The organism is Caballeronia grimmiae, from assembly GCF_022879615.1.
GTDB classification, from domain to species: Bacteria; Pseudomonadota; Gammaproteobacteria; order Burkholderiales; family Burkholderiaceae; genus Caballeronia; species Caballeronia grimmiae.
Genome location: NZ_CP084274.1, coordinates 488061 through 501247, shown reverse-complemented (window position 1 = coordinate 501247; position 13187 = coordinate 488061). Strand labels below are relative to the sequence as shown.

General features: G+C 66.1%; 7 protein-coding genes. 1 reads left to right on the top strand and 6 read right to left on the bottom strand.

The features are described 5' to 3' along the window. Nucleotides 1-832: 832 nt before the first annotated feature. Nucleotides 833-2221 carry an FAD-binding oxidoreductase gene (locus LDZ21_RS25615; protein ID WP_244796919.1) on the bottom strand — a complete coding sequence of 463 codons (1389 nt, stop codon included), beginning with the start codon at nucleotides 2219-2221 and terminating at the stop codon, nucleotides 833-835. Between the two features lie 225 nt (nucleotides 2222-2446). On the opposite strand from LDZ21_RS25615, the gene LDZ21_RS25610 reads away from it, so the two are divergent. After that, nucleotides 2447-6169, top strand: a complete 3723-nt coding sequence (locus LDZ21_RS25610) for a tetratricopeptide repeat protein (RefSeq protein WP_244796918.1) — start codon at nucleotides 2447-2449, stop codon at nucleotides 6167-6169. A gap of 13 nt (nucleotides 6170-6182) precedes the next feature. Here the strand turns inward: LDZ21_RS25610 and LDZ21_RS25605 are convergent, their stop codons facing one another. The 5 genes from LDZ21_RS25605 to bcsA form a co-directional block, all read right to left on the bottom strand. Continuing rightward, nucleotides 6183-6542 carry a DUF1493 family protein gene (locus tag LDZ21_RS25605; protein ID WP_244796917.1) on the bottom strand — a complete coding sequence of 120 codons (360 nt, stop codon included), beginning with the start codon at nucleotides 6540-6542 and terminating at the stop codon, nucleotides 6183-6185. A 129-nt stretch (nucleotides 6543-6671) separates the two neighbouring features. Beyond that, on the bottom strand, nucleotides 6672-8792 hold the full coding sequence (locus LDZ21_RS25600; RefSeq protein ID WP_244796916.1) for a phosphocholine-specific phospholipase C: 2121 nt from the start codon (nucleotides 8790-8792) through the stop codon (nucleotides 6672-6674). An 11-nt stretch (nucleotides 8793-8803) separates the two neighbouring features. Beyond that, entirely contained in the window at nucleotides 8804-9007 is a 204-nt protein-coding gene (locus LDZ21_RS25595) for a hypothetical protein (RefSeq protein WP_244796915.1), read from the bottom strand. Then, on the bottom strand, nucleotides 9004-10587 hold the full coding sequence (gene bcsG, locus LDZ21_RS25590; RefSeq protein ID WP_244796914.1) for a cellulose biosynthesis protein BcsG: 1584 nt from the start codon (nucleotides 10585-10587) through the stop codon (nucleotides 9004-9006). Before bcsG ends, LDZ21_RS25595 begins: the two co-directional genes overlap by 4 nt. 68 nt (nucleotides 10588-10655) lie before the next feature. Continuing rightward, a complete protein-coding gene (bcsA, locus tag LDZ21_RS25585; RefSeq protein WP_244796913.1) occupies nucleotides 10656-13187 on the bottom strand; it encodes a UDP-forming cellulose synthase catalytic subunit in 2532 nt (843 codons plus the stop codon).

Sequence of the window (13187 nt, the reverse complement as noted above, 5' to 3'; positions counted from 1 at the left end):
AAATAACGTCCCTTGCTGAGCTACTACCGGAAAGAATTCTCTCCGGGCCGCTTCTTGGAAAAGTTGGCGCTTTAGTGAGTTCCTACCGTACAGCGCGTGCGCTTCGGTCCATGCGAAGAAAAGTCTTGTCACAAAGTCGCGCCGAGAACTTACTTACGCCCGTGCAGCGAGCGACGAGCGCGCTGTCTCACGGGTTCGGCAGCCGCGTTCACGCGATTACCGTGGAGGGTTGTGTCGAGAATAGGGACGTCGAACGAGTCGAATCGCGCTTGCGCAGGCATCGTGCAGCGTAGAAACTCAATCAACGGCGCTGCACCCGAGCCGTTCGAGTATGTCTTGCATGAACGTGGCGATCGCCTTCTCACCCTCCACTACGAGGACACTGACGCCGTGGAGATCGCGCATCACCGATCCTTTACCTAATCGCTTCGCGCATCTGGCTTAGGAGCACTTTGGATCGTGCATCGCAAGGCACGCGTGAGTTGAGGCTTCTTCACCGGTCGATGCGGTACCGTTCGCAAGAACTATGGAAGAGAGCCGACGACGCCTGCCTACGTTCTATCCACTAGCGGAGCAAGTTCACGCGTCATTCCAACCATAAGTCGATATACAGGCGACCAGGCAAGCCGGCACGCTTTTCCGCGAGGGAGGGTCGATCTATAGGGACCGTTGTGATTGCCACGAATTGCGCACAGCCGTCGATGGCACTGCATAACGACGACGCGTGCAGAAATGCAGGAAAAAGACCCAGCTATCGAGAGGCGAACCAATTCGGCGCTCTGACAACAAGCAAGCGCCGCATAATCCATACGCAGCGCCCGCACACCCCGCCTCAGACGACCTTACCTGGATTCAAAATGCCAAGCGGATCGAGCGCGCTCTTGATCGCGCGCATCGCGTCGATGTCCGTCTCGCGACGGCTTTGCGGCAGGTAATGCCGCTTCTTCACGCCGATGCCGTGCTCCGCCGAAATCGATCCGCCGAGTTCGCGCGTGACATCGTAGATGACGCGGTCTATGTCGTCGTGATCGTGTGCGCCCAGGCCCGGCACGTCGACCACGATATGAATGTTGCCATCGCCCAGATGTCCGTAGATCAGAACAAGCGCTTGCGGCCAGCGTTCGCGCAGACGCGCCTCGCAACGCGCGGCCGCCTCGCCGACCTGCCCGATCGAGAAGCTCACGTCGTAGGCCGCGTGATTCGGAATGAAGCGCTGATACTCGCCGGGCGCATCGCGAATCGCCCAGAATGCCAGCGCATGCGCTTCCGATGAAGCGATGGCCGCATCCGTCACGATGCCCTCTTCCAGCATCGCGCCGAGAAACTCTTCGAACGCCTCGTTGTGACGAACCGGATCGGTGCCGACGCTTTCGAGCAGCACATAGAACGGATGCGGCGACCCGAGCGGCGCGCGCAGATTCGGCAGATTGCCGAGCACGGCATCGTGATAACCGGCCCACATGACTTCGAACGCCGATACGCCCGGCGCGAGTCCCGCCTGCGCGCGCGTGAGCAGCGTCGTCACCGCTGCGAAGCCGGGCAGGCCGCACCATGCGGTGGCGGTCGCGGTCGGCCTGGGCCGCAGCCGCAGCACGACGCGCGTGATGACCGCAAGCGTCCCTTCGCTGCCGATCAAAAGATGCCGCAGATCGTAGCCGCTATTGTTCTTGATCATCTTCGTGAGACCGCCGACGACCGCGCCGCTCGCGAGCACCGCTTCGAGCCCGAGCACCTGATCGCGCATCATCCCGTACTTGATGACCCGATTGCCGCCCGCATTCGTCGCGAGGTTGCCGCCGATGGTGCAGCTTCCCCGCGCGCCGAGATCGAGCGGAAAGTAGAAGCCCGCCGCGCTCGCCGCTTCCTGTACCGTTTGCAGCACCGCGCCGGCTTCGACGGTCATCGTGCCGGACACTTCATCAATCTCGACGATGCGGTTCATGCGGTCCAGACTCAGCGCGACCTCCCCGCCCCGCGCGTTCGCCCCGCCGACGAGTCCCGTCAGTCCGCCTTGCGTGACCACGGATTGCCCGTAGCGCGAACAGATGGCGAGCGCCTGTGCGACCTCTTCCGTATTGCGCGGCCGGATGATGGCGAGAGGCACTTCGCCGGGCAAGCCGCTCCAGTCGACGACCCGCCGCTCGCCGAATTCGCCGGGCAGCGCGACCACGTCCGCGCCGAGGGTTTGGCGCAATGCGCTTACAGCTTCGCTTGCCGTCATGTGCTGCGTGTCTCCGTGTTCAATGGGTTCTTGCTTATCAAACAGCAGTAAAGCATGCGTGCTCGGGCGCGGCAAGCTGCGGACATCGTCATATCCGGACCGGACCGAGTTGTCGCAGCGTTTTGTTGCTGCTACAAAAGCGTTATCGAAGCGCACACACGCACATCCGCCGCTTGCCATCGACGCGACCGCTTCATCGAACGACCGTCCTCAATGGAGCGTCTCATGCGGTCTCTGTTCATCAGCTATCACCGCGGCAACCGGCCCTGGGCCATTGCGATGTTCCAGCATCTGGAGCGGCACGGATACGACGTAATCTTCGACTTTCTCGATGTCGCCGATACCGCCTATGAACGCATCGCCCGCACACAGATTCAGACTTGCGCGCACTTCGTCGTCCTGCTAACGCCATCGGCGCTCCAGGACCTTTCCGGCCCGGACGACCGGCTGCGCCGCGAGGTCGAGGCCGCGCTCGACGCCCGCTGCCACGTGATTCCGCTAGTGGTAAAGGGCTGCGGGTTCGAGTCGCCTGCGATCGGCGGCCAGCTCAAAGGCAAGCTGGCGAAGCTCGGACAACACGACCCGCTGACAATCGACGCGCATCGGTGCGACGAAGGCATCGCGCAGATACATCGCCGGTGCCAGCACTACCAGCCTCGCGATGCGTGGCGCGCGCCGCTGCCGGCGGATGGAATCGACCTTGCGCACGACGCCGCGCTGAACGAACGCGCCGCCGCGCGCTCGGCGCGGGCTGTCGCGATGGAAGAACTCGCCGCGCAGCAATGCTTCGAGCAGGGTGTCGCCGCCGCGTCCATCGACGAGAAATTGCGCTTGTACGGCGAAGCGGTCCGGCTCGATCCGCTCTGCGCGCCCGCGTTTCGCGAACGGGCGCGCGTGCACAAGATGCAAGGGCAATTCGACGCCGCCTTGCTCGACTACGACGCCGCGCTGCGCAGCGAGCCGGACGAGCTATCGAGCCGTCTCGGCCGGGGCCATGCGCGCGAAGCCAACGGCGATCTCGACGGCGCGCTGCTCGACTATCGCCGCGCGGTGGATATCGAACGCGGGTGTATCGACGCTCACGTTGCGCTCGGACTCGTGCGTCATGCGAAGGGCGATGCGGACGGCGCGATCGTCGATCTCAGCCGCGCGTTGCGGCTCGCGCCGGGCGATGCGAACACGCTGCGTCATCGGGGACGCGTGCGCGCCGCTAAGGGCGATTTCGATGGCGCGCTGACCGACCTGGATCGCGCGATCCGTATCGAGCCTGACTGCGCGGCTGCGTATCGACTGCGCGGCAACGTGCGCGGCAATCGCGGCGACGCACGCGGCGCGCTGCTCGATTACGACAAGGCGCTGCGCCTTCAGCCGGGACTCGTCGACGCAAAAATGGATCGTGGCTGCCTGCGCCGCCAGTTGGGCGACGTCGCGGGCGCGCTGCGCGATTTCGGCGATGTGATCCGCTCCGCGCCCGGCCACGTCGCCGCGTATGTCGAATCGGGCATCGCGCGGGCGTGCATCGGCGAACTCGACGGCGCATTGCGGGACTTCGATCATGCGATCGGCATTGACGGACGCAACGCGCGGGCATCGTATGAACGCGGACTGGTGCGTGCGCGCCAGGGCGATGCCGATGGCGCGCTCGACGATTTCGCCACCGTGCTCGCGCTCGACCCGGGCCACGCACGAGCCTACTGTGGACGCGCCGACGTGCATCACGCGACCGGCCATTTCGACGCCGCGCTCGGCGACTACGACGCCTGCTTGCGCATCGCGCCCGATGACGCCGATGCCCGGCTGAAGCGGGGACGCCTCAGGCTCGAACGCGGCGATGTCGCGACCTCCATCGAAGACTACGATGCAGCGATCGTCGCGCAGCCGAATCTGGCGGATGCGTATGTCGAACGCGGCGTCGCGCGGCAGTCGCTGGGCGACTGGCAAGCCGCCGTGCACGACTTCGACGCAGCGATCGCACTGCGTCCACGCGACGCCCGCGCCCTCGCACGACGCGGCAATGCACGCGCGAAGCTCGGCGACACCGAACGCGCGCTCGCCGATCTCAATGGCGCGATCGCCCTCGCTCCCGACGATGCCGCCGCCTATCACGACCGTGGCCTCGTGCGCGTCCAGCAAGACCACTTCGACGCCGCGCTGCGTGATTTCGACGCCGCCATCCGCTTGCGTCCCGACGATGCCGTCGCGCACAACAACCGCGCCAACGTGCTTTGCGACCAGGGCGACTTCGACGCCGCGCTGCGCGATTACGGCGTCGCGCTGCGTCTCGATCCGGATTACGCGGTGGCGTGGTTCAACCGTGCGAACGCGCGTCGCGAGCGGGGCGACCTGCCGGGCGCGCTTTCCGATCTGAACGACGCGATTCGCATCGATCCCGCCTGGGCTGATGCATACACGTTGCGCGCACCATTGCGGCTCGCGATGAACGACGCGCAAGGCGCGCTGCACGATCTGGACGAAGCGGTGCGGCTCGAACCGGGCCGCGCATCGGCTTATGTGCTCAGGTCCGATATGCGCGCCGGCAGCGGCGATACGGAAGGCGCGCTCGCGGATCTGAACGAAGCCATCCGCATCAGACCGCATTTTGTGGACGCTTATATAGCGCGTGGTCTTTTGCATGCCAAACGTGGCGACCGGCAGAGCGGCCTGCGTGATCTGGACGAAGCCATTCGCCTCGAGCCCGACGATCCCGGCGTGCATTACACCCGTGGCTCGCTGCGCAGCGAAGACGGCGACATCGACGGTGCACTCGGCGACTTCAACCGTGCGATCGCTCTCGCGCCCGACTTCGCGGGGGCATATGTGGATCGCGGCGCGGCGCGCGGACGCGTCGGCGATTTCGACGGCGCGATGCAGGACTTCGACACGGCCATCCGTCTCGCTCCCGATCGGCCGGAGGCTTACGCGAATCGCGGAATCGTCAGTATGGCGAATGATTTGCCCGACGATGCGTTGCGGGATTTCGACGAGGCTTTGCGCCTCCAGCCCGATCTTGCCGCCGCATACTATGACCGCAGCGTCGCGCGCACGAAGTTGGGCGATACGCCGGGCGCGCTCCGGGACCTCGACGATGCGATCGCGCGATCGCCCGATTTCGCGGCGGCTTATAACGACCGGGGCGTGATCCGCGCCCGCAACGGCGATCTGGCCGGTGCGTTGGGCGACTTCGACGAAGCGATCCGTCTCGATCCCCGCCGCGCCGACGCGCACTGTAACCGGGGCAACGCGCGCCACGCCAGCGGCGACATCGAGGGCGCGCTGAACGACTTCGATCGTGCGATAGAACTCGCGCCCGATCACGCCGTCGCGTATGCGAATCGTGGCGCGGCGAGGGCGGGCGCGGGCGATATCGACGGCGCGCTCGCCGATTATGACGAAGCGATTCGCCTCGACCCCGCCTACGCCGACGCCTACACGCGCCGGGCAAGAGCACGCCACGACGCGGGCGATGTGCCCGGCGCTCTAACCGATCTCGACGAAGCGATCCGCCTCGCGCCCGGTCACGCGGATGCGCTGAACGATCGGGGCGTCGCGCGGCTCGAACGGCGAGACATCGACGGCGCGCTGCTCGACTTGCATGAAGCGATTCGCGTGGCGCCCGCTCACGCGGATGCATTGAACAACCGTGGCGTCGTCCGCCGGAATCTGGGCGACACGGACGGCGCGCTATGCGATTTCGATGAAGCCATCCGCCTCGCGCCCGGGGATGCGCTCGCGCATCGCAATCGCGGTTTGCTTCGTCGTGAGCGCGGGGATACGGAAGGCGCGATACGCGATCTGGAGGCAGCGGCTGGCCTCGGCAAGGCGAACGGGCTTGCGTGGGTGGATCGCACGTACGCTGACGGAGCGCATGCGATCGCAGAGCGACGGATTGCGGTGGAAGACTGTCGCCGGTATCTGAAGCTGATCGCCGCGACGTATTCGGGGCGGTGATTCCGCGGCGGCTTTATTGAATTCGAAGCCGGGCGCTATACCATGCGCCGATATCGATTGCGCGCTGAAGCATCGCAACGGTCACAGGCTCGCGTTCGTAGCGCTTTCGAACCGGCTTGAAAACCAGGCTGGCTAAAAGAAGAAACGGTCCCGGCGCGCGTTCTTCCACGAAGTATCGAGGGAAATCGAAATCGCTCACTTCGACGTGGAACTGCTCGAAACAGGCTTCCATGAAGTAAGCGGCATCGTCGCCGGTGAGGCCCAGATCGCGTTCAAGACTGCTCGACACACTCAGTGCTGGTGTCGATAAAAGACCTATCCGGGCGCGAATGAATTTTTCGAGTTCAGCCCAGAGCGTCGACGGTTGCGTCATCGGTCTGCTTTTGAACCTGTGAGCATTGCAAGTCGATGGCGATACTACTTCGATTCCCTTGTCTCGACTGCAACAGAAGGTCAACGATCAAGCGCTGCGACACGCAACGCCCACCTCAGCGCCTCCCCCTCAAACCGGCCCCGGATCGCTCATCGACGGCGCGCCGGTCTCCACATGCCCCGCATAGCGCCGCGCGAACCCGTCGAAGTCGATCGACGACACGCTCAGGTCATACCACCCCGATCGCCCCGACACATCCCATCGATCCATCAGCGTCTCCCCCGGACTCACGCTGATCGCGCGCGCCGACGCCGTGTCGTACGCATTGGCCACTCGCAACCGGCACGCGACGCGCCCTCCGTTCGTCACGCGCAGCGTCGCGAGCAAAGCGCCCGGATCGAGCGAAAGCTGAACCTCCGGCAACGCATTGCCCTCGGCAGAACCGCGAAATTCGAACAGGGTCCCGTTCGGCCCGTAGACAGACAGGTCATAGCGGCCCTGCGAATCGCGCAGCGGCCAGAAGTCGGAAAACGCGTCGCCTGCCGCCATCGTGTAGCGGCGCGGCGCGCTCGGGGCACGCACCCGGTCGTAGATATAGAACGCGACGCCCACGCGGCTGCCATTGCGAAAGTCCAGCAAGAAGAGGTCATCGGCGATACGGCCGTTCATCGCCAGCGCATAGGGCAGCGCCCGCGCGGGCCGCGTGGTGCGCTCGCAGCCGGGCATCGCCTGCGGATCGGGAATCGCGATGGCCGCGCCCCGCGACCCGACGCGCGCCACCGGCCCGAACGGGCCCTTCGCCGTATCCGGATTCACGGTGAAATCGAACGCGGATGTCAGATCGCCGCACACCGCCCTGCGCCACGCGCTGATGTTCGGCTCCGCCACCCCGAAACGCGCCTCCAGGAACTGCAGCACCGACGTGTGATCGAAGACCTGCGAGCATACCCATCCGCCCTTCGTCCACGGCGACACGACGATCATCGGCACCCGCGGCCCGAGGCCAATCGGTTGCCGCCCGCCCGGATCGGCGTTCGGAATCAGCGGCCGCTTGTGGCGCGGATACTCGTCCAGATCGACGAACTCATCGCCCAGACTGTCGACGAGCTTGCGCGACACCAGTCCCGCATTGCCCTGCGCGCTCGTGAGCGGCGGCATCGGTGGAACGACGTGATCGAAGAAGCCGTCGTTCTCGTCGTAATTGATGAAGAAGACCGTGCGGCCCCACACCCCCGGATTGGACGTCAGCGCCTCGAGAATGCGGTTGATGTAAAACGCGCCATCGGCCGGACAGCCGTTCGGGTGCTCGCAATAAATCTTCGGCGCAATCACCCACGACACCGCCGGCAGGCGATTCTCATCGACATCGCGCTGAAACTCGAGCAGCGTATGCCGCGATGCGCCCTTCTGCACCAGCGACGCCGGCGCGTTATGCGCAGCCTGAAAGCGCTGAAAGAACTCCAGCGAGTTGTTCGTGTAGTTGTCGGTCGCGTCGCCGGGCAAGCCTGTGCCGCCCTGATACACCTTCCATTCGATGCCCGCCGATTCCAGCCGCTCCGGATACGTGGTCCAGCTATACGGATCGCCTGCGTCGCGCTCGCTGAAACCCGGGCCGGTGCGCAAGGGTCCCAGCCGGTTGCGCGTGTCCATCGTGCCGCTGAAAAGCATCAGCCGGTTGGGCGCGGTATCGGCGTGAACGGAGCAGAAGTAGGCATCGCAGACCGTGAAGGCATCGGCGAGCGCGTAGTGATAGGCGAGATCCGCGCGGCGCAGGAAGGCCATCGTCAGCGGGTCCTGCTTCTGATTGACCCACGCGTCGTAGCGGCCCTCGTTCCACGCGAGATGGCCCGTGCTCCAGCTATGGTCTGTGCCGGGCGTGAATTCGGTCGTTGCTTTGGAATCCAGATGAAACGGCAGCACATACGGCGCATGATTCGGCAAGCCGCGGCTCTGATATTCGCTCGTGAACACCGACGCCCCCGGCTGATACCACACGGGCCGGCCGTTCGCGAGGACCAGCGGCCGCGGGTCTTCGAAGCCGCGCACGCCGCCGAGCGTGCCGAAGTAATGATCGAAGGAGCGATTCTCCTGCATCAGAATGACGACGTGCCCCACGTCCCGGATCGTGCCGGTGCGGCCGGTCGCGGGCAGCGTGAGCGCGGCGCGGATCGGCGGCGCGGGCGGCGCAAGCAACGCGCCGGCGCACGCGGACATCGTACGCAGAAATTGTCTTCGGGTCGTGGCGGCCATCGCGTTCACCGTCAGGAAATCGGGGCGTGCCCGGCCGGGGGCGCGGGAAGTCCGAGCAGCCGCGCGAGCGCCGGGCAGCGGCGCAACGCGGCATCGTAGGCACGCGCTGCTTCGTCATCGTAGTACGTCTGCGGATCGAGACCCGGCAGACGGGCCGCGAGACCGCGGACGTCGTTCTCGGGCCAGTCGTCGGGCTCGTTCGAAGTATCGTTCATTGCTGATCCACCCATACGCCATCCGGCGTGCGAACCGAGAAGCCTTGCGCCGTGCCGATCGTCACCGTCTGCTCGTTCTCGCCGACCATGCGCGTGCGCGGCAGATTGGCCGCGTACTCGGGAAGCGTCGCGCCGGGCTGAAACGGGCTGCGCGCGACGAGATTCGCGAGCAGTTGCGCCAGCGCGAGAAAGCTCGACGGCTGCGCGATGACCGTCGCCGCCGGACGCGTCCCGCTGAATCCGACGAGCCGGATGCCGACCGGCGCATGCACGATATGCGGCGTCGGCACCTCGCGCAGCCCGGCGATCTGATCCTTGTCGCCGGCGAGCGCCGCGCCGTGCTCCGGCACGAAGATGATCGCGGCGCGCCGGCCCGAAGTCGCGACGAGATCAGCGAAGCGGTCGAAATCGGTCATCAGCTTCTGCACGCGGCGCGGATACGTTTGCAGGCTCGTGCCCGCGACACCCGGCAGCCGGTTGCCGTCGTGCAGGCTGATCGTGTTGTAGTACAGCGCGACCGGCCCCTGCACTTGCGCGCGCTGCGCGTACCAGCCGGCGAGTACGCCGTAGTCCTCGCGGATCGGCGAATCGTCGAAGGAGCGCATCTGCACCGGCGCGGCGCCGTTCGGAAGGAACGGCACGTTCGGCGCGCCGGTGTTGCGCGCGACCGTCTGCGCGAAATCCCCGAAATGGCCATCGTGATTGAGCAGCACCTGCGGCGTGTAGCCCGCGCGGGCGAGCGCGCTCATCAGGTAGCAATCGGCATCGGCGGGTTCGTACAGCTTCTGGTGCGGCTCCTGCCCGCACGCCGCACGCAACACGCGCACGGCCGCCGGGCCGCTATAGCTCGCCGCCGTGCTGAAGTTGGTGAACACGTAGTCGAAGTGACTGAGCATCGGATGCTCGCGCGCCTTCGATACATCGAGATCGTTCCACGACAGCGAGCACACATGCAGCACGATGATGTCGAACTGCCCGCCCGCATCGCTCGTGAGAGGCGGGAAGCTCACGCGGCGCTTCGATTCTTCGGTGCGGAAAGCGGCAAGTTCAGTGTCGTGGCCCGCCGCGCCGGGCTGCCCCGTTGCATTGCCCGCGCGCATCTTCTCCGAAAGCGCCTGCGGCGACGTTCCGGCGGGCGAGGCCGCGTTGCCCGGCAACTGGATCGCGCGGCCCAGTTCATAGACCGGCGCGGTGATCAGCGCCGCGATCACGAGCGTCGACACGCGCACCCAGCGATTCACCACGACATACACGACGACCGCGCCCACGCCCGCCACGAGAAGCGCCGGCGGCACGAAGCGCTGCGCCAGTTCGAGCCAGTAACCGGCGCTGAAGTGCAGCATCGCGCCAAGCTCGCTCACGAGCCGCGAGAACGGCGGCAGCTTCGACTCGCTGTACATCAGCGGCAACGCGATTGCGAGCGCAACGACAAAGCGTGCGATGCGCGCCAGCCTCGCGCGCCAGAACGACGTGGCGCCGAGCGTCAGAGCAAACGCGAGATTGGCTAACCAGACCGGCGTCAGATGGCCGCTCGCCCACAGATACAGCTTCAGGATGAAGTAGAGATTCCAGAACGCCATCGCTTCGTGCTCCGGTTCATGTCATGCGCGTGCTCATCGGCGTGCGCTTCTCGTGCTTACGGGCGTGCTCATGATCGTGCTCTCGCAGCCGCGAACCACGCTCGCGTCGCGCGCACCGCATCGTGTCCGAGCCGTCCGTAGCCGCGCACGCCCACGCCGACGACATCGCGCAATCCGCGCAGCGGCCTGTCGGCAAGCTCGGTGTCGTGCCATTTGATCCACGCATCCGCGCGGCCCATCGTCAGTTGCACGAGCCGCCGCTCCGCTTCGAGATCGAGCTGTTCGAGCTTGACGCCGAGTTGCGTGCCCGATTGCCAGACCGCGCGCACCGGAAAGCTGAACTCCTGCTCGGGACGCCTCACGCACACCGACATCGGCTCGTCCCTGGTGAAACGCTGTCCCTCGGGCAGCGAGAGGCCGAAGCCGCCCATCGAACAGTCGCGCGTGGTACAGGCGATCGAGCGGCCATCGGCAAGCACGAGCGTCGCGGGCAGGCGCATCGCGATGCGCTGATTGGCCCGCGTCTGCTTCGCCTCGCGCGCCACGCACAGCGCGCCGCCGAGCAGCACGAGGTTGTAGGTGGTCCAGAGCATGTTCATCAGCACTGTCGGCACCTCGTAGGGATCGCCCGCGACGAGGGACCAGCAGCCGACCGCGAGCGCCAGCGCGTTGAGCGCGACGAGCAGGATGTACGGGCGCGACACGGACCAGTCGAAATAGCCCTGATCGATGCGCCCGCCCTTGTCGGTGACATTGAACTTGCCGTGCTTCGGACTGAGCACGGCGATGGTCGTCGGCAGCGCGACGTACCACGCCAGCACCGACTCATAGACCTCCGCCCAGAACGAATGCCGGAAGCCGCCCTGCAGCCGCGAGTTCGCGACATTCGCCAGCGCGATATACGGCAGCACGTACGCGACGATCGCGGGCGCGGGCGCGTGGATGAAATGCATGTGGAAGAAGAGATAGGCCATCGGCATCGTCAGAAAGACGAGGCGCGGGATGCCATAGAAGAAATGCAGCATCGCATTGCCGTAGCACAGCCGCTGAAAGATGCTCAGGCCGCGCCCGAAGAACGGATTGTCGATGCGAAAAATCTGCGCCATGCCGCGCGCCCATCGCACGCGCTGGCGGATATGGCTCGCGAGGCTCTCGGTCGCGAGGCCCGCCGCCTGCACGGTGGGCAAATACGCCGTCGTGTAGCCCCGGCGATGCAGCTTGAGCGCCGTATGCGCGTCCTCGGTCACGGTCTCGACCGCCACGCCGCCGACTTCCTCGAGCGCGCTGCGCTTGATGATCGCGCACGAGCCGCAGAAGAACGACGCGTTCCACAGATCGTTGCCCGCCTGCACGAGCCCGTAGAACAGATAACCCTCGTTCGGCACGCGATGAAACGTTGCGAGATTGCGCTCGAACGGATCGGGCGAGAAGAAGTGATGCGGCGTCTGCACCATCGCGCATTTCGGCTCGCGCAGGAAGGTGCCCATCGTCGTTTGCAGGAACGAGCGCGCGGGCACGTGATCGCAGTCGAAAATGGCGATGTATTCGCCGTGCGTGCGCTCCAGCGCGCGATTGATGTTGCCCGCCTTCGCGTGATGGTTGTCGTCGCGGACCAGATATTCGATGCCCGCCGCATGCGCGAACGCGCGGAACTCGGGACGGCGGCCATCGTCGAGCAGGTAGATGCGCAGCTTGTCCGCCGGCCAGTCGATGCCCTGCGCGGCGAACACCGTCGGCCGCACGACCGAAAGCGGTTCGTTATACGTAGGAATATAGACATCGACGGTCGGCCATGTCGCGGGGTCCGGCGGCATCGGCACGATCGCGCGATGGAGCGGCCAGGCGGTCTGGATGAAGCCGAACAACTGGATCATCCACGTGTACGCTTCCGCGCCGAAGAGCGCATAGCCGACGAGCGTATCCCCGGGTGACCGGAAATCGAGCGTCGCGGTGGCGCGCCAGTAGGCGTAGCGCGCGGTCATCAGCAGCGCAAGCGACGACAGCAGCAAGAGCGGCAGCCGGCCCGGCATGCGCCGAATGAGCAGCGACGCCGCGAGCGACACCGCGCCGAACTGCAACTGCGCGGTGGTCGAGAGCGGCGCGGTGCTGGCCAGCACGAAAAGCGCGCCGCCCGTCAGCACGACGACGAACATCGCGAGCCGCCCACGGCCCGCGACACGGCTCGCGCCTTCCAGTGCGGCCGATAGCGGCGCCCACGGCAGCCGCGCGAGGGCGGCATCGAAGCGGCGCTGCTGGCGATGCGCGAAGGCGGTCGCCATGCTCCACACGAGCGACGCTCCCGCGATGCCCGCGCGCACCGACGTCCTCACGCCGCCCGCGCGCGCCGGTTTCACGAACGCGCGCCACAACCACACCGGGAGCGGCGCACGCGCTGCGATCTGCCACTCGCTCGCGAGCCGCGCGACGAACGCGGCGATCACGAGCTGCGGCACATCGCGGCGGCCGGGGCGCGGCGCATGAAACAGCAGCCGCACGAGCCAGTCGGCAGGCGTGCGCGTGCCGTCGAGACCGAGGCGCGGCGCGAGCCAGTTCGCGAATCTCGAACGTAGCGATGGGCGGGTCGCGTCGATGGGCTGCAT

Coding starts and splice junctions, on each gene's coding strand:
- LDZ21_RS25610 (WP_244796918.1), top strand. CDS start 2,447: ATGCGGTCTCTGTTCATCAGCTATCACCGCGGCAACCGGCCCTGGGCC.
- bcsG (WP_244796914.1), bottom strand. CDS start 10,587: ATGGCGTTCTGGAATCTCTACTTCATCCTGAAGCTGTATCTGTGGGCG.
- LDZ21_RS25595 (WP_244796915.1), bottom strand. CDS start 9,007: ATGAACGATACTTCGAACGAGCCCGACGACTGGCCCGAGAACGACGTC.
- LDZ21_RS25605 (WP_244796917.1), bottom strand. CDS start 6,542: ATGACGCAACCGTCGACGCTCTGGGCTGAACTCGAAAAATTCATTCGC.
- LDZ21_RS25615 (WP_244796919.1), bottom strand. CDS start 2,221: ATGACGGCAAGCGAAGCTGTAAGCGCATTGCGCCAAACCCTCGGCGCG.
- bcsA (WP_244796913.1), bottom strand. CDS start 13,187: ATGCAGCCCATCGACGCGACCCGCCCATCGCTACGTTCGAGATTCGCG.
- LDZ21_RS25600 (WP_244796916.1), bottom strand. CDS start 8,792: ATGGCCGCCACGACCCGAAGACAATTTCTGCGTACGATGTCCGCGTGC.